The 20,702-nt window shown below is 73.4% G+C and carries 21 protein-coding genes and 1 tRNA gene; 12 read left to right on the top strand and 10 right to left on the bottom strand.

The window, feature by feature from the left end; translation table 11 throughout:
- Positions 1 to 13 precede the first annotated feature (13 nt).
- The 3 genes from ACZ7LK_RS17980 to ACZ7LK_RS17970 all read left to right on the top strand — a co-directional run bounded on the left by ACZ7LK_RS17980 (position 14) and on the right by ACZ7LK_RS17970 (position 4,449).
- Positions 14 to 1,366 (top strand): amino acid permease, encoded by a 1,353-nt coding sequence (locus ACZ7LK_RS17980; protein WP_392273999.1) that lies wholly within the window; start codon positions 14 to 16, stop codon positions 1,364 to 1,366.
- 187 nt (positions 1,367 to 1,553) lie between these two features.
- On the top strand, positions 1,554 to 2,615 hold the full coding sequence (locus ACZ7LK_RS17975; protein WP_471142220.1) for an ATP-binding protein: 1,062 nt from the start codon (positions 1,554 to 1,556) through the stop codon (positions 2,613 to 2,615).
- A 31-nt stretch (positions 2,616 to 2,646) separates the two neighbouring features.
- Positions 2,647 to 4,449, top strand: a complete 1,803-nt coding sequence (locus ACZ7LK_RS17970; protein WP_471141770.1) for a vWA domain-containing protein — start codon at positions 2,647 to 2,649, stop codon at positions 4,447 to 4,449.
- 42 nt (positions 4,450 to 4,491) lie between these two features.
- Here the strand turns inward: ACZ7LK_RS17970 and ACZ7LK_RS17965 are convergent, their stop codons facing one another.
- The 3 genes from ACZ7LK_RS17965 to tdh are packed head-to-tail and all read right to left on the bottom strand — an operon-like array spanning position 4,492 to position 7,666.
- Positions 4,492 to 5,412 carry a LysR family transcriptional regulator gene (locus ACZ7LK_RS17965; RefSeq protein ID WP_471141767.1) on the bottom strand — a complete coding sequence of 307 codons (921 nt, stop codon included), beginning with the start codon at positions 5,410 to 5,412 and terminating at the stop codon, positions 4,492 to 4,494.
- Positions 5,413 to 5,433: 21 nt separating this feature from the next.
- Positions 5,434 to 6,615 (bottom strand): glycine C-acetyltransferase, encoded by a 1,182-nt coding sequence (locus tag ACZ7LK_RS17960; RefSeq protein ID WP_471141764.1) that lies wholly within the window; start codon positions 6,613 to 6,615, stop codon positions 5,434 to 5,436.
- Between the two features lie 22 nt (positions 6,616 to 6,637).
- Complete coding sequence (gene tdh, locus ACZ7LK_RS17955; RefSeq protein WP_469461613.1) at positions 6,638 to 7,666, bottom strand: L-threonine 3-dehydrogenase; 1,029 nt, start codon at positions 7,664 to 7,666, stop codon at positions 6,638 to 6,640.
- Between the two features lie 149 nt (positions 7,667 to 7,815).
- Here tdh and ACZ7LK_RS17950 point away from each other — a divergent pair, with 149 nt between their 5' ends.
- Positions 7,816 to 8,439, top strand: coding sequence for a histone deacetylase (locus ACZ7LK_RS17950; RefSeq protein ID WP_392273994.1), 624 nt, complete (start codon positions 7,816 to 7,818; stop codon positions 8,437 to 8,439).
- Between the two features lie 234 nt (positions 8,440 to 8,673).
- Complete coding sequence (locus ACZ7LK_RS17945; protein ID WP_469461614.1) at positions 8,674 to 9,105, top strand: hypothetical protein; 432 nt, start codon at positions 8,674 to 8,676, stop codon at positions 9,103 to 9,105.
- Positions 9,106 to 9,164: 59 nt separating this feature from the next.
- Here ACZ7LK_RS17945 and ACZ7LK_RS17940 read toward each other — a convergent pair whose 3' ends face one another.
- Positions 9,165 to 9,980, bottom strand: a complete 816-nt coding sequence (locus ACZ7LK_RS17940; RefSeq protein ID WP_392273992.1) for a helix-turn-helix domain-containing protein — start codon at positions 9,978 to 9,980, stop codon at positions 9,165 to 9,167.
- Between the two features lie 103 nt (positions 9,981 to 10,083).
- On the opposite strand from ACZ7LK_RS17940, the gene ACZ7LK_RS17935 reads away from it, so the two are divergent.
- Together ACZ7LK_RS17935 and ACZ7LK_RS17930 are read left to right on the top strand one after the other, a co-directional pair.
- A complete protein-coding gene (locus ACZ7LK_RS17935) occupies positions 10,084 to 10,389 on the top strand; it encodes a 4a-hydroxytetrahydrobiopterin dehydratase (RefSeq protein WP_392273991.1) in 306 nt (101 codons plus the stop codon).
- An 84-nt stretch (positions 10,390 to 10,473) separates the two neighbouring features.
- A complete protein-coding gene (locus tag ACZ7LK_RS17930; RefSeq protein WP_471141759.1) occupies positions 10,474 to 11,382 on the top strand; it encodes a class I SAM-dependent methyltransferase in 909 nt (302 codons plus the stop codon).
- 45 nt (positions 11,383 to 11,427) lie between these two features.
- Here the strand turns inward: ACZ7LK_RS17930 and ACZ7LK_RS17925 are convergent, their stop codons facing one another.
- Entirely contained in the window at positions 11,428 to 12,180 is a 753-nt protein-coding gene (locus ACZ7LK_RS17925) for a TIGR03943 family putative permease subunit (RefSeq protein ID WP_469461618.1), read from the bottom strand.
- Positions 12,177 to 13,163, bottom strand: a complete 987-nt coding sequence (locus tag ACZ7LK_RS17920) for a permease (protein ID WP_471141756.1) — start codon at positions 13,161 to 13,163, stop codon at positions 12,177 to 12,179. The genes ACZ7LK_RS17925 and ACZ7LK_RS17920 overlap by 4 nt, the downstream gene beginning before the upstream one ends.
- A 139-nt stretch (positions 13,164 to 13,302) precedes the next feature.
- On the opposite strand from ACZ7LK_RS17920, the gene ACZ7LK_RS17915 reads away from it, so the two are divergent.
- Together ACZ7LK_RS17915 and ACZ7LK_RS17910 are read left to right on the top strand one after the other, a co-directional pair.
- A complete protein-coding gene (locus tag ACZ7LK_RS17915; RefSeq protein WP_392273987.1) occupies positions 13,303 to 13,860 on the top strand; it encodes a hypothetical protein in 558 nt (185 codons plus the stop codon).
- A gap of 58 nt (positions 13,861 to 13,918) precedes the next feature.
- Positions 13,919 to 14,095 carry a hypothetical protein gene (locus ACZ7LK_RS17910; protein ID WP_471141753.1) on the top strand — a complete coding sequence of 59 codons (177 nt, stop codon included), beginning with the start codon at positions 13,919 to 13,921 and terminating at the stop codon, positions 14,093 to 14,095.
- 67 nt (positions 14,096 to 14,162) lie between these two features.
- Here ACZ7LK_RS17910 and ACZ7LK_RS17905 read toward each other — a convergent pair whose 3' ends face one another.
- Together ACZ7LK_RS17905 and ACZ7LK_RS17900 are read right to left on the bottom strand one after the other, a co-directional pair.
- Positions 14,163 to 14,996, bottom strand: coding sequence for an aldo/keto reductase (locus tag ACZ7LK_RS17905; protein WP_469461622.1), 834 nt, complete (start codon positions 14,994 to 14,996; stop codon positions 14,163 to 14,165).
- Positions 14,997 to 15,101: 105 nt separating this feature from the next.
- Entirely contained in the window at positions 15,102 to 16,901 is a 1,800-nt protein-coding gene (locus tag ACZ7LK_RS17900) for an AMP-dependent synthetase/ligase (RefSeq protein ID WP_471141751.1), read from the bottom strand.
- A 384-nt stretch (positions 16,902 to 17,285) separates the two neighbouring features.
- Here ACZ7LK_RS17900 and ACZ7LK_RS17895 point away from each other — a divergent pair, with 384 nt between their 5' ends.
- Entirely contained in the window at positions 17,286 to 17,672 is a 387-nt protein-coding gene (locus tag ACZ7LK_RS17895; RefSeq protein WP_392273983.1) for a (2Fe-2S) ferredoxin domain-containing protein, read from the top strand.
- 93 nt (positions 17,673 to 17,765) lie between these two features.
- Here ACZ7LK_RS17895 and fdhD read toward each other — a convergent pair whose 3' ends face one another.
- Positions 17,766 to 18,617, bottom strand: a complete 852-nt coding sequence (fdhD, locus tag ACZ7LK_RS17890) for a formate dehydrogenase accessory sulfurtransferase FdhD (protein WP_471141748.1) — start codon at positions 18,615 to 18,617, stop codon at positions 17,766 to 17,768.
- A 369-nt stretch (positions 18,618 to 18,986) separates the two neighbouring features.
- Between fdhD and ACZ7LK_RS17885 the strand changes: the two genes are divergently transcribed.
- Positions 18,987 to 19,925, top strand: coding sequence for a beta-ketoacyl-ACP synthase III (locus ACZ7LK_RS17885; protein ID WP_392273981.1), 939 nt, complete (start codon positions 18,987 to 18,989; stop codon positions 19,923 to 19,925).
- Positions 19,926 to 20,111: 186 nt separating this feature from the next.
- Positions 20,112 to 20,199: transfer RNA gene (locus ACZ7LK_RS17880), tRNA-Leu, on the top strand.
- A 195-nt stretch (positions 20,200 to 20,394) separates the two neighbouring features.
- On the opposite strand, the gene ACZ7LK_RS17875 is transcribed toward ACZ7LK_RS17880, so the two are convergent.
- Positions 20,395 to 20,616: a hypothetical protein gene (locus ACZ7LK_RS17875; protein ID WP_392273980.1), complete on the bottom strand. Its 222-nt coding sequence runs from the start codon at positions 20,614 to 20,616 to the stop codon at positions 20,395 to 20,397.
- Positions 20,617 to 20,702: the final 86 nt, after the last annotated feature.

Below are 20,702 nucleotides of genomic sequence, written 5' to 3'. Positions count from 1 at the left end.
CGCACCACCCCCCATGACCAGCACCCCCCTGATCACCGACCCGACCCCCGACGAGCGGTCCAAGCACGCCCGGAGCTTCGGACTGCCCATCGCGACCGCCCTGGTCATGGGCAACATCATCGGGGGCGGGATCTTCCTCCTCCCCGCCTCCGTCGCCCCCTACGGCACCATCAGCCTGGTCGCCTTCGCGGTGCTCACCCTCGGCGCCATCGCCCTGGCGCTGGTCTTCGGCCGCCTCGCGCGGCGCCACCCGATGACCGGCGGGCCCTACGTGTACGCCCGGGAGGCCTTCGGCGACTTCGCCGGCTTCCTGGCCGCCTGGTCGTACTGGATCACTACCTGGGTCTCCAACGCCGCGCTCGCCGTCGCCGCCGTCGGCTACCTCGACGTCCTGGTGCCCGTCCACGAGTCCAAGGCCGCGACCATCGCCGCGGCGCTGGCCCTCCAGTGGCTGCCCGCCCTCGCCAACCTCGCCGGCACCCGCTACGTCGGCGCGGTCCAGCTCGTCGCCACCGTCCTGAAGTTCGTGCCCCTCCTGCTGGTGGCCGTCGGCGGCCTGTTCTTCTTCGACTCCGCCAACCTCGGCCCCTTCCAGGCCAGTGACTCCAGCGCCGTCGGCGCGGTCTCCGCGTCCGCCGCCATCCTGCTCTTCAGCTACCTGGGCGTGGAGTCGGCGGCCGTCAGCGCCGGTGAGGTCCGCGACCCGCAGCGCAACGTCGGCCGCGCCACCATCCTCGGTACGCTCGGCGCCGCCGTCATCTACCTGCTCGGCACCCTCTCCGTCTTCGGCCTGGTCGCCCACGACCGGCTCGTCGACTCCGACGCGCCCTTCTCCGCCGCCGTCAACACCATGTTCGGCGGCTCCTGGGGCGGCACCGCCGTCGCCTGCATGGCGCTCGTTTCCATGGTCGGCGCGCTCAACGGCTGGACCCTGCTCAGCGCCCAGACCCCGTACGCGGCGGCCAAGGACGGCCTGTTCCCCAAGGCGTTCACCCACAAGCGGCGCGGTGTCCCCACGTACGGCGTCCTCGTCACCGTCGTCCTCGCCTCCCTGCTGACCGTCTACAACTACACGGCCGGCCCCGAGGGCGTCTTCGAGGTCCTGGTCCTCGTCACCACCTTCACGGCTACCGTCCCGTACCTGCTGTCGACGGCCGCGCAGATCTACTTCCTGGCCTCCGGCCGGTCCGACCGGGTCGACCGGCCCCGCCTCGTCCGCGACGCCGTCCTCGCCGTGATCGCCTTCGCGTTCTCCATGTGGCTGGTCGCCGGCTCCGGTTACGCGGCGGTCTACCAGGGCGTGCTGTTCCTCTTCGCGGGCGTGCTCGTCTACGCGTGGATGTCCGCCCGCAAGCAGCGCGGCTGACCCCCGCCGGCCCGGGGGCGCCGGGCCTCCCCGCCGGCGGCCCCGCGGGGCGGGACCGGAGGCCCGGAAAACCGGCTGCGACGAGGGCGGCGGGCGATCAGACTGGACGGGTCCGACGTCCGTTCGGGCGCCGAACGGTCCGGGCGCGCCGCCGCGCCGGGCCTCCGTACACCCCCGGGAGCTCGCCCTGCAGGCCGCCGTCACCGTCACGCCCGCCCGGATCCCCGAGCTGCTGCTCGGCCTCGCGACCGTCCGCCCCGTCTTCCTGTGGGGGGCGCCCGGCATCGGCAAGTCGTCCCTCGTCCGGGACTTCGCGGAGTCCCTGGGCCTGGAGTGCGTGAGCCTGCTGGGCACCCAGCTCGCTCCCGAGGACCTCATCGGCGTGCCGCAGATCCGTGACGGCAGATCCGTGTTCTGCCCACCGGAGGCCATCGCCCGGGACGAGCCGTACTGCCTGTTCCTCGACGAGCTGAACGCCGCGACGCCCGATGTGCAGAAGGCGTTCTACTCCCTGATCCTCGACCGGCGCATCGGGAACTACGAACTGCCCGCCGGGTCCCTCGTCATCGGCGCCGGCAACCGCGCCACCGACAACGCCCTGGCACGCCCCATCGCCTCCGCGCTCGTCAACCGGCTCACCCACGTCCACCTGCGGGCCTCCGTCACCGACTGGCTGGTGTGGGCGGGGGAGAACGGCATCCACCCGTGGGTCACCGACTACCTCACCGACCGCCCCGACCACCTCTGGTCGCAGCCGCCCAAGACGGAGGAGCCGTTCTCCACGCCCCGCTCCTGGCACATGCTCTCGGACGCGCTGCACTCCTTCGGGCACGCGCTCGACGAGGACACGCTGAAGATCGTCGCGCACGGCACCCTCACCCCCGCGCACGCCGTCTCCTTCTGCGGATACGTCAAGATCGTCCGGCACACGTACGGCATCGAGGCCATCATCAAGGGCGACGCGTCCTGGCCGAACCGCGTCGAGGACCGGGACCTGCTCTACTACCTGGCCGAGGCGTTCCGGGGGCGTCTGATCCGGGAACTGCCCGCGTCCAAGGACCGGATACCGCCCGCGCTCCGGCAGGCCGCGCACCGGGCCAAGTCGCTGCTCGTCCAGCTCGCCGAGATCTCCGTCGAGGTGGCCCAGGCCGTCATCCGCGACGACGAGGACGGCCGGCCCGTACTGCCCGCGTGGTTCCTCGTCGAGGCCGCCCGCGACATGCCCCGGCTGGTGGAGGCCCGACGGTGAGCGGCTACGCGCGGCCGAGCGAGCCCCGCCGGTGAGCCCGGCACCGCGCGCGAGGAGCAAGCGCGACGACCCGGCCGCCGAGGCGTTCCTCGCCGGGCTGGCCCTCGTCAAGCGCCACCCGGCCCTCGCCGCGCTGGACGCGGACGTCTGCCGTTCCCGCGACTGTGAACTGAGCCCCCGCCACGGGCTCGCCGCCGTCGACTCCAACGGTCGCGTCCACGTCCATCCCAGTCGCCGGGCCGAGCCCGCCGACTGGGCGTGGGCCCTCGCCCACTGCCTGCTGCACCTCGGATTCGGGCATGTTCCCGCCCACCAGGACACGCGCCGCCCGCAGCCCGACCCCTACGACCTCGCCGCCCGCTGCGCCGTCGTCAACCGCTTCATGCTCACCCTGCACATCGGCCGCGCCCCCGAGGACCATCCGCAGACCTACCCGGACGGAGACGAGGAGCAGTTGGCCTCGCGCTGGCGCAGGACGGGGATCCCCGCCGGACACGAGCACCGCGGCACGGCGGGTGACGCTCCCGACCAGGTCCTGGTCGCCTGGTCGCGGTGGCACTCCGCCCCCGACTGGCAGCTTGCGTTCGCGCAGGCCCTGACCCGTACCGTCTCCGCCACGATGGACGTCGCCGGCGGCCGGCGTGACACGCTGACCGGCGAGGTCAGGCCGAAGGAGCCGTGGGACCGGGCGCTGAGCTGGTTCGTCTCCTCCTACCCGCTGCTCGGCGGCATCGCCTCCGGGATGACGCTGGTGGCCGACGCCGGGTTCGCCCGCGCCCACGGCGTCTCGATCGCCGCCGTCGATGCCACACTGGGCGAGATCTACCTGAACCCGCTGCGCCGGTACGAGGACGAGGAGTGGCGGTTCGTCCTCGCCCACGAGATGCTCCACGCCGCGCTCCGCCACGGCGACCGGCGCGGTGCCCGCGACCCGTACCTCTTCAACGTCGCGGCCGACTACGTCGTCAACGGCTGGCTGGTGGAGATGGGCGTCGGCGCCATGCCCGAGGGCCTGCTGTACGACCCGGACCTTAAGGGGCTGTCGGCCGAGGAGGTGTACGACCGGATCGCCGCCGACGCCCGCCGGACGCGGCGCCTGGCGACCCTGCGGGGCAAGGGCGTCGGCGACATCCTGGGCGAGCCGCTGGGGCCGCGCCCCCGTGACCACGTCGATCTGGACGAGTTCTACCGGCGGGGCCTGGTGCAGGGCCTCGACCTGCACACGAGCGGGGAGCGCGGTCTGCTGCCGGCCGGGCTGGTCGAGGAGATCCGGGCGCTGGCGCACCCGCCGGTGCCGTGGGACGCCCGGCTGGCCCGCTGGTTCGACGAGTTCGTGCCCCGCCCGCACCCGGTGCGCAGCTTCGCGCGGCCGGCCCGCCGGCAGGCGGCCACGCCCGACATCCCGCGCGCCGGCCGGTACGTCCCGCCCGAGGAGATCGCCCGGTGCACCTTCGGCGTCGTCCTCGACACCTCCGGCTCCATGGACCGGCGGCTGCTCGGCAAAGCGCTCGGCGCCATCGCCTCGTACGCCGAGGCCAGGGACGTGCCGGCGGCCCGGGTGGTGTTCTGCGACGCGGCCGCGTACGACGCCGGGTACCTGGCGCCCACGGACATAGCCGGGCGCGTCCGGGTCCGGGGCCGCGGCGGAACGGTCCTCCAGCCGGGCCTGGACCTCCTCCAGCGCGCCGGGGACTTCCCGCCCGGGGCGCCGGTGCTGATCATCACCGACGGGCACTGCGACACGCTCCGGGTGCGCCGCGAGCACGCCTACCTCGTCCCGGAGGGCGCGACGCTGCCCTTCACGGCACGGGGACCGGTGTTCCGCGTCCGCTGAACGGGCGGCCCCGGGGCCACGTCCTGGGCCGTGTCGTACCCGTCAGCCGCCCGGCGCGGACAGCCCGCGCGCCGCGGCCGCCAGCGCCTCCAGGACCGGCCGGATCAGCGGGTGCTCCTCGGCGCCCCGCCGCACCGCCGCGAAGACCCGCCGGAACGCCGCCGGGCCCGCGACCGGGCGGACCACCACGTCCTTCAGCTCGATGCCCCGCAGCGCCGAACGCGGCACCAGCGCCACGCCCGCGCCCGCGCCCGCCAGGGCGACCACCGCGCGGAAGTCGTCCGAGGAGTGCACCAGCCGCGGATCGAAACCGGCCAGCTCGCAGGCGAGGACCACCATGTCGTGGCACGGGTTGCCGGGGTACGGCGCGATCCAGTCGGCGTCCACGAGCGAGGCCAGCGCCACCTCCGGCTCCTGGCCCAGCGGATGCCCCGCGTGCAGCACCGCGTCGAACGGCTCCGCGTACAGCGGCACCCGGGCCAGCCGCCGGTCGCCCTCCCGCGGCGCGCCCCGGTACTCCACGGCCAGCGCCACATCGGCCTCGCCGTCCAGGACCAGCGGCAGCGACTCGTCGCCCTCCGCGTCCCGCACCCGCACCCGGATGCCGGGGTGCGTGTCGGCCAGCCGGCCGATCGCGGGCGCCAGCACCTCGGCGATCCCGGTCGCGAACGCGGCGACCGTCACCTCGCCCGCCGCCCCGCCCGCGTACGCCGCGAGCTCCGCCTCCGCCCGCTCAAGCTGCGCCAGCACCTCGTTGGCGTGCTCCAGCAGGATCTCCCCGGCCGCCGTCAGCCGCACGCCCTTGCCGCTGCGCGTCAGCAGCACGTGCCCCGTCTCCTGCTCCAGCGCGGCGAGCTGCTGGGAGACGGCGGACGGGGTCAGGTACAGCGCGGCGGCCGCGGCGGTCACCGTACGGTGGTCCGCCGCGGCCCGCAGGATGCGCAGCCGCCGGGGGTCGATCACCCTGCCATTGTCACCCAGCCGTCAGCCGGCCATCGCCGCCCGCGCGTTGGTGAACGCCGCCACCGCCCGCTCCACGTCCTCGGTCGAGTGCGCCGCCGAGAGCTGCACCCGGATGCGGGCCTGCCCCATCGGCACCACCGGGTACGAGAAGCCGATCACGTACACGCCGCGCTCCAGCAGCAGCTCCGCCATCCGCCCGGCCTCCGCGGCGTCCCCGATCATCACCGGGGCGATGGCGTGGTCACCGGGCAGGATCTCGAAGCCCGCCTCGGTCATGCTCGTGCGGAACAGCTTGGTGTTGGCCGCCAGCTTCTCCCGGAGGTCACCGGCCGACTCCAGCAGGTCGAGGACCTTCAGCGACGCCGCCGCGATCACCGGGGCGAGGGAGTTGGAGAAGAGGTACGGGCGGGAACGCTGGCGCAGCAGCTCCACGATCTCCGCACGCGCCGCCACGTAGCCGCCGGACGCGCCGCCCAGCGCCTTGCCGAGCGTGCCGGTGATGATGTCCACCCGGTCCATCACGCCGTGCAGCTCCGGGGTGCCCCGGCCGCCCGGGCCGACGAACCCGACCGCGTGCGAGTCGTCGACCATCACCATCGCGTCGTACCGGTCGGCGAGGTCGCAGATCTCGGGCAGCGGAGCCACGTACCCGTCCATCGAGAACACGCCGTCGGTGACGATGAGGCGCCGCCGGGCGTCCTGCGTCTCCTTGAGCTGCTTCTCCAGGTCGGCCATGTCCCGGTTGGCGTACCGGTGGCGGCGCGCCTTGGACAGCCGGATGCCGTCGATGATGGAGGCGTGGTTCAGGGCGTCGGAGATCACCGCGTCCTCGGGCCCGAGCAGCGTCTCGAAGACACCGCCGTTGGCGTCGAAGCAGGACGAGTAGAGGATCGTGTCCTCCTGCCCCAGGAACGCCGACAGCCGTTGCTCCAGCTCCTTGTGCACGTCCTGCGTGCCGCAGATGAAGCGCACGGACGCCATGCCGTAGCCCCAGCGGTCCAGCGCCTCCTTGGCGGCGGCGACGACCTCGGGGTGGTCGGCGAGGCCCAGGTAGTTGTTGGCGCAGAAGTTCAGCACGTCACCGGAGGGGACGGACACGGTGGCGCTCTGCGGGGTGCCGATGACCCGCTCCGGCTTGTAGAGACCCGCGTCGCGGATCTCGTCGAGGGTGGCGCGCAGCTCGTCGCGGACGGACGCGTACATCAGAGAACTCCTTGGGGGTGGGTCAGACGGTCCAGTCGAGGATGATCTTGCCGCTGCGGGCCGTGGCCGCCTCGTCGAAGGCGGCGTCGAAGTCCTGGTAGCCGTAGCTGCCGGTGATCACCGGGCTGAGGTCGAGACCGCCCTCCAGCAGGACGGTCATCGCGTACCACGTCTCGAACATCTCCCGGCCGTAGATGCCCTTGACGGTGATCATCGAGGTGACGATCTTCGACCAGTCGACGGCGAACTCCTCGGCGGGCAGGCCCAGCATCGCGATCCGGCCGCCGTGCGTCATGTTGGCGACCATGTCCCGCATCGCCTCGGGCCGCCCCGACATCTCCAGGCCGATGTCGAAACCCTCGCGCAGGCCGAGCTGCCGCTGCGCCTCGTCGATGCCGGTCTCCGCGACGTTCACGGCGAGCGTCGCGCCCACCTTGCGGGCCAGCTCCAGCCGCGACTCGCTCACGTCGGTGATCACCACGTTGCGGGCACCCGCGTGCCGGGCGACCGCCGCCGCCATGATCCCGATCGGGCCGGCGCCCGTGATCAGCACGTCCTCGCCGACGAGCGGGAAGGACAGCGCGGTGTGCACGGCGTTGCCGAACGGGTCGAAGATCGCCGCCACGTCCAGGTCCACCTTCGTGCGGTGCACCCACACGTTGGACGCCGGCAGCGCCACGTACTCGGCGAACGCCCCGTCCCTCCCGACGCCCAGCCCGATCGTCGCCCGGCACAGGTGCCGACGGCCGGCCAGGCAGTTGCGGCACTTGCCGCACACCAGATGGCCCTCACCGCTGACCAGGTCGCCGACCGCGATGTCCCGCACGTCCGAGCCCACGTGCGCCACCTCGCCGACGAACTCGTGTCCCAGCACCAGGGGCGTCGAGACCGTCTGCCGCGCCCAGCCGTCCCACGAGCGGATGTGCAGGTCCGTCCCGCAGATGCCGGTGCGCAGCACCCGGATCAGCACGTCGCCGGGGCCCGTCTCGGGCTCCGGGACGTCCATGAGCCAGAGACCGGGCTCGGCCTTGTGCTTGACGAGTGCCTTCATGGTGCGGCTCCAGGCGGGGGGAGGGGGTCTGCGGACGCGGAGATCGCGAACGGGACCAATCTGCCGACCCGGACCCGCCGCGTCCATCGAGGTTTTCTTAAGCGGGTCAACAGCGCAGCTTCACGCGCCGCGCCCGTTACGTTCGAGGCATGACGACGGAGGTCTGGTACACGTCCTACGGCTCCAACACGCACGTCGACCGGCTGGCCCACTACATCCTCGGCGGTACGCCCCCGGGCGGGGCCCGCTCCTACCCCGGCTGCCGCGACCGTCGGCTGCCCACCGCCTCCGTCCCCGTGGAACTGGACGGCGTCCTGTACTTCGCCACCGAGTCCCCGGTGTGGACCGGCGGCCGGGCGTTCTACGACCCGGCCGCGGAGGGCCGCGTCCTGGCACGGGCGCACCGGATCACCGCCGGGCAGTTCTCCGACATCGCCGCCCAGGAGATGTACCGCGAGCCCGGCCCGGACACCGACCTCGACCTGACCGGGGTCCTCCGCGACGGCCGGGCGGTCCTGGGCGGCGGCCGCTACGAGACCCTGGTCCGTCCCGGCACGCTCGACGGGCTGCCCATGCTCACCTTCACCGCCCCCTGGGGCCTGCACGACGTCGAGTGGAACAGCCCCTCCGCCGACTACCTCCGCCACCTCGCCGCCGGCCTCCTCGCGGCGGGTGCCTGGGACACCGGCACCGTCACCGGCTACCTGGCCTCCTGTCCGGGTGCCGCGGGCCACTGGACCGAGCGGCGCGTGCGTGACCTCGTCGCCCCCTGACGGGAACCGGGGCCATCACCGCGGCCGGGGCACCGCCTCCATGACCCCGTGGCCGGGGAACCGCTTCCATGACCCCGCGTCCACGACCCCGATTTCCGGGGTTCCATGACCTCCGCGGTAATCGACCCCCGCCGTCGCGGACGCCATCGTGGTGGTCACCGGAACCCGGGCGGTCTCGCACTCCGGCCGGGCTCCGGGCCCATCACCGAGGACCTTCACGGAGGCTGATCCGCCATGTCCCAGGCCCTGCTCACCGGCATCTCGCGCACCACCCGGCCGCAGACAGCGCTGCGTCGCTTTCTCGCCCTGGACGCCGTCGTCACCGGCGCCAACGGCCTGGCGTACGCCCTCGCGCCCGGGGCGCTCGGGCGGCTCCTGGGAGTGGACGCGACGCTGTTGCGCGGCCTCGGACTGTTCCTCACCGTGTTCGCCGCGGCGGTCGGCCACCTGGCCTCCCGGCCGCAGCCGTCCGCCACCGCCGTCCGGCTGGTGGTCGACGCCAACGCCCTCTGGGCGGTGCTCAGCGTCGCCGCGCTCGCCGTCTGGCTGTCGCCCAGCAACGCCGGGACCCTGTGGATCCCCGCGCAGGCCGCGACCGTCGCCGGGTTCGCCGCCCTCCAGTGGACCGCCCTCCGGGCGGTGGGCCGCCGGGGCGGGGCCGTGTGACGCAAGTCCGGCACGACCGGCGCGACACCGCGGGCCAGGCGAGACTTTGCGGACACGACCTAGAGCGAGCGGAGGTACGCCACCGTCGCCGGGTCGGCCGGGAGGAAGGTCTCGATGGCCAGCTCGGCGACCGTCACGTCCATCGGTGTGTTGAACGTCGAGATCGACGAGACGAAGGACAGCACCCGTCCGTCGTGCTCGATCCGCAGCGGCAGCGCGAAGTACGGGTACGGCTGCGGGTCCTCCCGGTCCTCCCGGTCCTCCGGGCCGGTGTCCGCCGGCGCGGGCAGCGGGTAGGCCGTGACCTCCGCGTACAGCCGCCGCAGCGGCTCCGACCGCGACAGCGCGATCTGCCGCTCCATCTGCGCCAGCAGATGGCCGCGCCACTCCCGCAGGTTGCGGATCCTCGGGGCCAGGCCCTCCGGGTGCAGGGTGATCCGCATGGCGTTCATCGGCGGCGTCAGCAGGTGCCCGGGCAGCCCGTCCAGCAGCAGGGAGATCCCCCGGTTGGCGGCCACCACCGTGTACGAGCCGTCCACCACCAGCGCCGGGTACGGGTCGTAGCCCGCCAGCAACTGCTCGATGCCCGCCCGCAGGGTGCCGAGCGACGGATCGTCCAGGGACGTCTCGGAGTAGCGCGGGGCGTACCCCGCCGCCAGCAGCAGCACGTTGCGCTCCCGTACGGGCACCTCCAGGTGCTCGGCGAGGCGCAGGACCATCTCCTCGCTCGGGCGCGACCGCCCCGTCTCGACGAACGAGATGTGACGGGCCGACGAGTCGGCGCGCAGCGCCAGTTCCAGTTGGCTCAGCCGCCGTCGCTCACGCCAGCCGCGCAGCAGCGGCCCTACTCCCGTACCGGTGGCGACAGTTGTCATACCGCAGACGGTAACCCACGTGTTGACCGCGCGGTCGTCCCGCCGGACCGTATCGTCACGGTCACCCGTACCGACACGCACCGACCGGAGGGAGCACGGATTCATGCCCACTGAGCCGCTGTCGCAGAAGGAGATCGAGGACCGGCTGCGGGAACTGCCCGGCTGGTCCCAGGAGGGCGACCGGATTGCCCGTACCTACCGTCTCGGCACGCACTTCGCCGCGACGGCCCTGGTGGTCCACGTCGCCCGCATCCAGGAGGAACTGAACCACCACTCCGACCTCACCCTCGGCTACAACACCGTGAACCTCACGGTGAACACCCATGACGCGGGCGGCGCCATCACCGAGAAGGACTTCACGCTGGCGTCCCGCGTCGAGTCGATCGCGGCGGGCCACGGCGCGGAGTGAGGGCGCCGGGCCCGGGGTCCGGCCGTTTTGCCGGAACGGCAACAAAGCTCGCCACGGGCCCGACCCCGCCGCCACGCTTGCGGCATGAGCGAACACCACCACGGCCACCACGCCCACACCTCCTCCGCCACCGCCCCTGCGCATGACCACACGCACATGGACTGGTCCGAGATGCTGCCGCTGCTGGAGAACGGCGCGGAACTCCAGAGCCCGCTGTACCGGCGAGCCGCCGCCTGGCTCGGCGAACTGGTACCGGCGGCCGGCGTGCGCCGGGTCCTCGACGTGGGCAGCGGGCCGGGCGTGCTGACCTGCCTGCTCGCCGAGGCGTTCCCGTACGCGGAGGTCGTCGCCGTCGACGCCACGCCCGAGCTCCTGGAACGCACCCGGGAGCGGGCCCGTGCCGCGTCCCTGGGCGACCGGGTCACCACACTGCGGGCCGAACTCCCGGACGGGATCGCCGGGCTGGGTGCCGCGGACCTGATCTGGGCGGCCGACTCCCTGCACCACCTGGGCGACCAGCGGGGGGCCGTCGCCGGGCTGGCGGGCCTGCTGCGGCCGGGCGGCCTGCTGGCGGTCGTCGAGGGCGGGCTGCCCACCCGGCGCCTGCCGCAGGACTGCGGCATCGGCAGCCCCGGCCTGGAGGCCCGGATGGACGTCGCGCACGCCGGGTGGTTCGGCGAGATGCGGGCGGAGCTGCCCGGTGCCAAGGAGGTCGGCGACGACTGGCGGGGCATGCTGGCCGGCGCCGGGCTGCTGCCGAGCGGCACCCGCTCGTTCCTCCACGACGTACCGGCCCCCGTCACCGATGCCGTACGCCGGCAGATCGTGGCCGGGTTCGCCCGGCACCGCCAGTCGCTGGGCGACCGCCTCTCCGCCGAGGACCGGGCGACGCTGGACCGGCTGCTGGACCCGGCCGAACCGCTGGGGCTGCACCGGCGGGCGGATCTGTTCACCCTGACCGCCCGCACCGTGCACACCGCCCGCCGCGGCTGAGCCGGCACGGCCGCCGGGGCGCCGGACCGCCGGGCGGCCCGGCGGTCACCGCGGCCGGGGCGTGGTGTCCTGGTACGGGTTGACCGGCTCCGGCACCCGCTCGACGGTCCGGGCGTCCACCGCCACCGGTGCCGGCCCCGTCGCCGGGGGGCCGCCGGCGGGGCGCCACGTGCCCGTCACGGTGACCCAGGTGTCGGCGGGGGGCGCGGGCGCGCCGTGCACCAGGACGCGCAGCGACCGGGAGTCGGCCGCGCAGCAGCTCACGACGAGCCGGGTGAGGTGCCACGCTCCGGGGCGGTCCTTCGCGGGCGTGACGAAGCCGGTCAGCAGGACCGTGCGGCCGGTGAGGCCCCGGGCGCGGTCCTGCTGCACCCGCGCGATGAACGCGGACAGGGCGAGCGGGACGGGGTCGCCCGTGGGGAGCGGGCCGAACTCCTCGACCCGCGCCACCGCGTCGTCCGTCTCGCGCCCGGCCGTGTACGAGCCGAGCGCGGGCGGGGCGTACAGCAGGAGCGCCAGCACGGGCAGGAAGAGCATCCAGGCCACCCGGGGGCCGCCGCCGTGCCCGTGGCCGTGCCCGTCGTCCGTCTCCTCCCGGTCCGGGTGCCGTGGGGCGAACGGCAGACCGTCCCGCACGGCGCCGGTGACCCCGAGGACGAGCAGCAGGATGGCGGACACGACGAGGAAGGGGCGCAGGCCCTCCTTCACGTACCGCAGGTAGACCTGGCTCAGCAGCGAGACGTGCAGTACGGCGGAGCCGGTCAGCAGCAGCAGGGCCGCCTGGACGTTCCGTCTCACAGCAGGCACCATCCGGTCACGCCGGCGCACACCACGGCGACGACCGCCGTCGCGGCGGAGAAGCGGGCCGCGAAGGCCCGGCCGAAGGTCCCCGCCTGAAGGGCGATCAGCTTCACGTCCACCATAGGGCCCACCACCAGGAACGCCAGCCGGGCGGTGGGGGAGAAGCCGGTGAGCGACGCGGCGACGAACGCGTCGGCCTCCGAGCAGACGGCGAGCACGACGGCGAGCCCGGCGAGGAACAGCACCGACAGCCACGGGGAACCGGCGAACGTGTCCAGCACGGAGCGGGGGACGAGCACGTTGAAGCACGCCGCCGCCATGGCGCCGACCACGAGGAAGCCCCCCGCGTGCAGGAAGTCGTACTGGAACCCGGTCCGGAACTCCTCCCACCGGCTGTGCCCGGTGCGGTGGCCGGTGTGCCGCGCGGACGGCTTCAGCCACTCGTCCCGGCCGAAGCGCAGCCACAGCCAGCCCATGGCGGCGGCCGTCGCCAGCGAGGCCACCAGCCGGGCGGCGACCATCTCCGGTCGTCCAGGGAAGGCGACGGCGGTCGAGACCAGCACGACCGGGTTGACCGCCGGGGCGGAGAGCAGGAACGCGAACGCCGCCGCAGGGGCGACCCCGCGCCGGACGAGGCCGGCGGCGACCGGCACGGAGGCGCACTCGCAGCCCGGCAGCACCACACCGGCCGCCCCGGCCACCGGTACGGCCAGCGCCGGGTTGCGGGGCAGCGCCCTGCTGAACACCCGCTCCGGGACGAAGGCGTTGACGGCGCCGGAGACGAGGGTGCCGAGCAGCAGGAAGGGCAGCGCCTGCACGGTGAGCGCCACGCAGATCGTCTGCCAGGCCCGGAAGCCGGGGTGTCCCAGCAGGGGCAGGGCGAGTGCGGCGACCAGCAGCAGCGACACGGCCCCGGCGAGGGTGAGGGACGGCGGTGCGGTGCCGGTCGGCCGCTCCCGCGCCCAGGCGGCTCGGTTCATGGGGCCACACCTTAGCCGAACATGACAATCGTTTCATCATCACGGTGGATCACGGTGGCCGGGCTTCCGTTCCCTGCCGGACGGCGGAGGGATACCCTTAATTCGGGGCATATTGGACATTTGTGAGGGGTTGGACCCCATGTCGACAGGAACGCTCCTGGCCATCGTCATTCCCGTCGCGGTGGTCCTGGCCGCCCTGGCCGTGATCGCCTTCCTCGGCCTCCGCAGCCGGCGCCTGCGACAGCGCTTCGGACCGGAGTACGACAGGACGGTCGAGGACACCGGCAGCCGGACCGCGGCCGAACGCGAGCTGAGCGCCCGCGAGAAACGCCACGAGGCACTGGACATCCGGCCGCTGCCGGGTGAGGTCCGCGACCGCTACAGCCGCGACTGGGACGACGTGCAGGGGGAGTTCGTGGACCAGCCGGAGGACGCCGTGCAGGACGCGGACCTCCTGGTGACCTCCCTGATGCGGGAGCGCGGCTATCCCGTGGAGGACCTGGACCAGCGGCTGCGGGACCTCTCGGTCGAGCACGGACGCACGGTGGAGCACTACCGCGCCGCGCACGAGGTCAACCGGCTGAGCATGCAGCACCGGGCCACGACCGAGCAGCTCCGCGGGGCGATGGTCCACTACCACGCCCTCTTCGACGAGCTGCTGTCCGACGGCGGTCAGTCCCGCCGGACCCCGGCCTGACCCGCGGGCGAGCTGGCAGGAGATCCAGATCCAGTTCGTCGACGACCCCCGCGAGGCGGTGCACAAGGCCGACGCCCTCGTCGCCGACGTCATGCGGCGGCTCGCCTCGACGTTCGCCGACCACAAGAGGGACCTGGAGGGTCAGTGGAACCGGGGCGAGGAGGTCGACACCGAGGACCTCCGCCGGGCGCTGCGCCGGTACCGGTCGTTCTTCAACCGCCTGCTGACCACCTGAAACCGGGTCCGCCCCGGGGACGGCACGCCCTCCTCGGGCGTCCATGCCGTCCCCGGACGGCCCGCGATCACTCGTCGCCGAACGTGTCCGGGTGCGGGCCCAGGCGCTTGCCCTCGTCCAGGGCGGCGAGGGCCGCCAGGTCGTCGGCGTCCAGCTCGAAGTCGAAGACGTCGATGTTCTCCTGGATCCGCGACGGCGTCACGGACTTCGGGATCACGATGGTGCCGAGCTGGAGGTGCCAGCGGAGCACCACCTGGGCGGGGGTGCGGTCGTGCTTCCGGGCGATCGCGATGATCGTCGGGACCTCCAGCAGGCCCCTGCCCTGGCCCAGCGGCGACCAGGCCTCGGTCAGGATGCCGTGCCGGGCGTGGAAGGACCGGGCCTCCGCCTGCTGGAGCTGCGGGTGCAGTTCGATCTGGTTCAGCGCGGGGACCACGGAGGTCTCGCCGAGCAGGCGCTCCAGGTGCGCGGGCAGGAAGTTGGAGACGCCGATCGCCCGGGCGCGGCCGTCCGCCTGGATCTTCTCCAGTGCCCGGTAGGTGTCCACGAACCGGTCCTTCGAGGGCACCGGCCAGTGGATCAGGTACAGGTCGACGTAGTCGAGACCGAGCCGGGCCAGCGACTCGTCGAACGCGCGCAGTGTGGCGTCGTGTCCGTGCTCGCTGTTCCACAGCTTGGTGGTGACGAAGAGCTCGTCCCGGGGGATGCCGGAGGCGGCGACGGCTTCGCCGGTGCCCTTCTCGTTCCCGTAGATCGCTGCGGTGTCGATGCTGCGGTATCCGGCCTCCAGGGCCGTGCCCACCGCCTTCGCCGCCTCGTCGTCGGGCACCTGCCAGACACCGAAGCCGAGCTGCGGCATGGAGACGCCGTTGTTGAGGGTGATGGAGGGGACCTTGCTCACGAGCGGTCGATTCCTTACGTCGTCGGTCGTCGGTTGTCACTCAGCGGTTGTCGCTCCACGGATCAACGTCCACGCTCCCGCACCTGTTCCCCGGACCGCCCCGCATCACCCGTACAGGGCGTCGACCTCCGCCGCGTACGCCGTCTCGATCGCCTTGCGCTTGAGCTTCAGCGACGGGGTCAGCAGACCGTGCTCCTCCGTGAACGGGTGCGCCAGGATCCGGAAGGTACGGATCGACTCGGCCTGCGACACCAGGGTGTTCGCCGCCACCACCGCCCGGCGTATCTCGGTCTCCAGCGCCGGGTCGCGCACCAGCTCGGCGGGGGGCAGCGGCGGCCGGTTCTGCATGGCCAGCCAGTGCTCGACCGCCTCCTGGTCCAGGGTCACCAGCGCCGCGATGTACGGCCGGTCGTTGCCGACCACGATGCACTGCGCCACCAGCGGGTGGGACCGCACCCGTTCCTCAAGGCCGGCCGGCGGCACGCTCTTGCCGCCCGACGTCACCAGCATCTCCTTCTTCCGCCCGGTGATGGTCAGGTAACCGTCCTCGTCGAGCGCCCCCAGATCACCGGTCGCCAGCCAGCCGTCCCGGAGCACGGCCGCCGTCGCGTCGGGATTGCCCAGGTACCCGGAGAAGAGGTGCGGGCCGCGCAGCCACACCTCGCCGTCCTCCGCGATGTGCACCGTCGTCCCCGGGATGGGCGGCCCGACCGTGCCGTACTTCGTCCGCTCCGGCGGGTTGGCGGTGGCCGCGGATGCCGACTCCGTCAGCCCGTACCCCTCGTACACCGTCACGCCCGCGCCCTCGAAGAACAGCCCGAGCCGCCGGGCCATCCCCGACCCGCCCGACATCGCGTGCCGGACCCGCCCGCCCAGCGCGTCGCGCACCTTCCCGTAGACGACCTTGTCGAAGAACTGGTGCTGCACCCGCAGCGCCGCCGACGGCCCGGGGCCCTGCCCGAAGGCCTTGGTCTCCAGCGCCTCCGCGTACCGCACCGCCACCTCGACGGCCTTGTCGAAGGGCCCTTCCCTCCCCTCGGTCTCCGCTCTGCGCCGCGCCGCCTGGAAGACCTTCTCGAAGATGTACGGCACGGCCAGCACGAACGTCGGCCGGAACGCCGCCAGGCCCGCCAGCAGCGGGCCGGCCGCAAGCTGCGGCTGGTGGCCCAGCTTGACCCGCTTGCGGATCGCCGCCACCTCCACCATCCGGCCGAAGACGTGGGCCAGCGGCAGGAACAGCAGGGTCGACGCCTCGTCGCCCGGCTTGGAGTGGAAGACCGGCTCCCAGCGGCTGACCAGGGTGTCCGCCTCGAACATGAAGTTCGCGTGCGTCAGGACGCACCCCTTGGGGCGGCCCGTCGTCCCGGACGTGTAGATCACCGTGGCGACCGACTCGGGCGTCACCGCCCGCCGGTGCCGGTGCACCACGTCCTCGTCGATACGCGCCCCCAGCTCCACCAGCTCGTCGACCGCCCCGGCGTCGAGCTGCCACAGCCGCTTGAGCCGGGGCAGCCGGTCGATCACCGACCCGATGGTCATGGCGTGGTCCTCGTGCTCCACCACGCACGCGGTCACCTCGGCGTCGAACAGCATCCAGTGGACCTGGTCGGCGGACGAGGTGGGGTACACGGGCACGGACTGGGCCCCCACCGTCCACAGCGCGAAGTCGAACAGCGTCCACTCGTAGCGGGTGCGCGCCATGATGGCGACCCGGTCCCCGAACCGGACCCCGTCCGCGAGCAGCCCCTTGGCCAGAGCCAGCACCTCGTCCCGGAACCGCGCCGAGGTGACGTCGGTCCACCGGCCGTCCGCCTCCTTGCGTCCGAGCGCGACACGGTCCGGATCGTCCCGCGCGTGCTCGAATACGGAATCGGCCAGTCCACCGACCAGGGGAGCCGTCGCCACGGGTGGGACAGTGAACTCGCGCAATGGCCTGCTCCTTGGGGGCGCTCCGCACAGCGGAGGGTGACGGTACCTCACGCAAGACCCGTTCGGGAGGCCCTTCGCGAAGCCTGTCCGTACGGCAACGCCACAGGTCAGAAGCCAAGTGCCCACGCGGGGCGGTGGGGTGCGCGCGCCTTACTGACCGCCGGGTAAGTAACGGCGGGCGGAATCTCCACGGAATCTGTACGCCGCGCCCACGGGCCCCGGGGGCGGACCGGGTCGGACACGGCCGGGCGCGCCCCCCACCGCCGGCACCGCGCCATCACGCACCCCACCGGCCCGGGATGATCACCGGGGTCGATACCGTGAGGCCATGCCCTCATCCGACGCCCCGGACGCCGCCCGGTGAACCACACCTGGATACGCCCCGGCGCCGCCCGCCCCTGTTCCCTGGTCGTCTGCCGCGGCTGTTGCTGCGGCGACGCCCGCAAGCACCCCGGCACCGACCACGCCGGCCAGCTCGACCGGCTGCGGGCGGCCGCCGCCGCCTCCGGCGGCCGGCTCGCCGTCCGGACCAGCGACTGCCTCGGGCCCTGCGGACAGGCCAACGTGGTGGTCGTCCAGCCCTCCACCGAGGCCCGGCGCAAGGGCGCCCGCGCCGCCTGGATCGGCTGGGCGCTCGACGACGACTGCCTCGACGACATCCTCGCCTGGGTGGAGGCGGGCGGACCGGGCGTCGCGCCACCCCCGGACACCCTGGCGCTCCAGATGATCGACCCACCGGGGAAGTGAGGAGCGGTACGCCGGACAGGAGGCCGGCACCGGGCCGGCGGGCGGACGCGCTCCCGCCGGACGCCCGTGAACCCGTCCGCCGGCCGGGGGCGGTCAGCCGCCCGGGGTGACCCCCGCCTCCAGGGCGATCCGCTCCTCACCCGCGTACACGTTCATGTTCCGGCCGCGCAGGAAGCCGACCAGCGTCAGGCCGGTCTCGGCCGCCAGGTCCACCGCGAGCGACGACGGCGCCGACACCGCCGCCAGTACGGGGATCCCCGCCATCACCGCCTTCTGCGCCAGCTCGAACGACGCCCGCCCCGACACCAGCAGGACCGCCCGGTCCAGTGGCAGCCGGTCCTCCCGCAGCGCACGGCCCACCAGCTTGTCCACCGCGTTGTGCCGGCCCACGTCCTCCCGCACGTCCAGCAGCTCACTCGTCCCGGAGAACAGCGCCGCCGCGTGCAGCCCGCCCGTCCGGTCGAAGACCCGCTGCGCCGCCCGCAGCCGGTCGGGCAGGGCCGCGAGGAGTTCCGGTGTGACGACGAGCGGGGGAGCGCCGGCCAGGGGGAAACGCGTGCGGGTGCGGACCGCGTCCAGACTGGCCTTGCCGCACAGGCCGCACGACGACGTGGTGTAGACGTTCCGCTCCAGCGTGATGTCCGGGACGGCCACACCGGGCGCAAGCTGCACGTCCACCACGTTGTACGTGTTGGACCCGTCCTCCCTGGCACCGGCGCAGTACACGATGTTCCGCACGTCCGCCGCCGAGCCGAGCACGCCCTCGCTCACGAGGAAGCCGGCGGCCAGCGCGAAGTCGTCGCCCGGTGTGCGCATCGTGATGGCGAGGGGCTTGCCGTTGAGCCGGATCTCCAGCGGCTCCTCCGCGACCAGGGTGTCGGGACGGGCCGATGCGGCCCCGTCCCGGATGCGGATGACGCGGCGGCGCTCGGTGACCCGTCCCATGCTGATCAGTCCCGGTTCGTGACGTGGTGGCAGCCGCAACGGACCCGGCTGCGGAGGTCGCCGTGGACCACCGGGCCGTCGTGCGGCGAGGTGACCCCGACGCCCTCATTGTCCTGCACGGACGGGACGCGGCCGCGCCCGGCTCCACGGAACGCCCCACCGCCCCCGGGCGGCCGGCGGGCCCTCCGTGGCGGCACCCCGCGGAGGAGGGACGGACAGCATTTCACGGCGCGCCCGCCCGCCACCGGTGATGTTGCGGACTCTCCAAGAGGAGGGCGTGAATCCTGTCGATTCGCCCGACCGGTTACTCGCCAGTCGCTGACGAGACTGGGGGCTCCTGTACATCGCCAGCCAAGGGGGGTCCCGAGCATGACGGGCACTCGAATCGCCGCGCTCGGGCACTACCAGCCCGCCAAGGTCCTGACCAACGCCGACCTGGCCGCGCTGGTCGACACCAGCGACGAGTGGATCACCAGCCGGGTCGGCATCCGGACCCGGCACGTCGCCGGCCCCGACGAACCCGTCGACGAGATGGCCGCCCACGCGGGCGCCAAGGCGCTGGCCGCCGCCGGGCTCACCCCCGCCGACGTGGACCTGGTCCTCGTCGCCACCTCCACGGCCGTCGACCGCTCCCCGAACACCGCCGCCCGCGTGGCCGCCCGGCTGGGCATGGGCTCGCCCGCCACCATGGACCTCAACGTGGTGTGCGCCGGCTTCACCCACGCCCTGGCGACCGCCGACCACGCCGTGCGGGCGGGCTCGGCGAGCCGCGTGCTGGTGATCGGCGCCGACCAGATGACCGCGATCACCGACTGGACCGACCGGACCACCTGCGTCCTGGTCGGCGACGGCGCCGGGGCGGCGGTCGTCGAGGCCGCGCCCGACGCGGGCATCGGCCCGGTGCTGTGGGGCTCCGTCCCGGAGATGGGCCACGCCGTCCGGATCGAGGGCACCCCGCCGCGCTTCGCCCAGGAGGGCCAGACCGTCTACCGCTGGGCCACCACCCAGCTACCGCCGATCGCCCGCAAGGTGTGCGAGCGGGCGGGCATCGCGCCCGAGGACCTGGCGGCGGTGGTGCTGCACCAGGCGAACCTGCGGATCATCGAGCCGGTCGCCCAGAAGATCGGCGCGGTCAACGCGGTGATCGCCCGGGACGTCACCGAGTCCGGCAACACCTCGGCCGCCTCCATCCCGATGGCGCTCAGCAAGCTGGTCGAGCGCGGTGAGGTCGCCTCCGGCGCGCCCGCCCTGCTGTTCGGGTTCGGCGGAAACCTCTCGTACGCCGGGCAGGTCGTCCGGGTCCCGTGACCGGCGACGGGCGAACCCCGCACGCTCCGTGACCGTGTACGGACACCGCGTACGCCGTGCCCCGATGTCTCCGCCCGCCCCCCGCCAGGCCGCCTGACCACGGGATATGTGGGTGAAGGGCACCTCGAACCCCTGGTAGAGTTATCCATGTCGCCGCGGGGAACGCCCCGGAGCGACAGACACCTTGTCCGGGTGGCGGAATGGCAGACGCGCTAGCTTGAGGTGCTAGTGCCCTTTATCGGGCGTGGGGGTTCAAGTCCCCCCTCGGACACCACGGAAAATGCCGATCGGGATCATCCCGGTCGGCATTTCGCGTTCCCCCGCCGGCCTGGACGCTGTCCGGGGACCGCAAGCCGGCCCAGATTCGGAGCGGCGACGGTTCGGGTGCGGGCACTGACCCGCTGACGACGGCGGCCGCCGGGACGACCACGCTGTCGTCCCGGCGGCCGTCGTACGACGGGTCCGTCGGCTACCACTCGGCGCCGATGGCCCCGCCCTGGTTGAACCCGCCTGCCGCGATCTTCGAACCGCCGGCGGACTCCAGGGCCGCGAACTTGCCCTTGCTCCACTCGACGGCGTGGAAGCTGCCGTGGTCGTCCTTGTCGTTGTCGCCGTGGGCGGCGGCGGGGACAGTACCGACCGCCATGGCAGCGGCGACGAGGGCCGCGCAGGCGAAGGCCTTCCTGAGCATGTGTTCCTCCGTGGACGCGCCGCCCGGTCCGTCCGGGCGGGGTTCGTAGGGAGGGGTTCCCGCGTTCCCGGGGACCGGCGCGCCCC

The organism is Streptomyces sp. NPDC039423 (assembly GCF_055598725.1).
This window is presented reverse-complemented; position numbering and strand designations above follow the sequence as displayed.

Coding starts and splice junctions, on each gene's coding strand:
- ACZ7LK_RS17980 (WP_392273999.1), top strand. CDS start 14: ATGACCAGCACCCCCCTGATCACCGACCCGACCCCCGACGAGCGGTCC.
- ACZ7LK_RS17960 (WP_471141764.1), bottom strand. CDS start 6,615: ATGTACGCGTCCGTCCGCGACGAGCTGCGCGCCACCCTCGACGAGATC.
- tdh (WP_469461613.1), bottom strand. CDS start 7,666: ATGAAGGCACTCGTCAAGCACAAGGCCGAGCCCGGTCTCTGGCTCATG.
- ACZ7LK_RS17950 (WP_392273994.1), top strand. CDS start 7,816: ATGACGACGGAGGTCTGGTACACGTCCTACGGCTCCAACACGCACGTC.
- ACZ7LK_RS17945 (WP_469461614.1), top strand. CDS start 8,674: ATGTCCCAGGCCCTGCTCACCGGCATCTCGCGCACCACCCGGCCGCAG.
- ACZ7LK_RS17940 (WP_392273992.1), bottom strand. CDS start 9,980: ATGACAACTGTCGCCACCGGTACGGGAGTAGGGCCGCTGCTGCGCGGC.
- ACZ7LK_RS17935 (WP_392273991.1), top strand. CDS start 10,084: ATGCCCACTGAGCCGCTGTCGCAGAAGGAGATCGAGGACCGGCTGCGG.
- ACZ7LK_RS17930 (WP_471141759.1), top strand. CDS start 10,474: ATGAGCGAACACCACCACGGCCACCACGCCCACACCTCCTCCGCCACC.
- ACZ7LK_RS17920 (WP_471141756.1), bottom strand. CDS start 13,163: ATGAACCGAGCCGCCTGGGCGCGGGAGCGGCCGACCGGCACCGCACCG.
- ACZ7LK_RS17915 (WP_392273987.1), top strand. CDS start 13,303: ATGTCGACAGGAACGCTCCTGGCCATCGTCATTCCCGTCGCGGTGGTC.
- fdhD (WP_471141748.1), bottom strand. CDS start 18,617: ATGGGACGGGTCACCGAGCGCCGCCGCGTCATCCGCATCCGGGACGGG.
- ACZ7LK_RS17885 (WP_392273981.1), top strand. CDS start 18,987: ATGACGGGCACTCGAATCGCCGCGCTCGGGCACTACCAGCCCGCCAAG.
- ACZ7LK_RS17875 (WP_392273980.1), bottom strand. CDS start 20,616: ATGCTCAGGAAGGCCTTCGCCTGCGCGGCCCTCGTCGCCGCTGCCATG.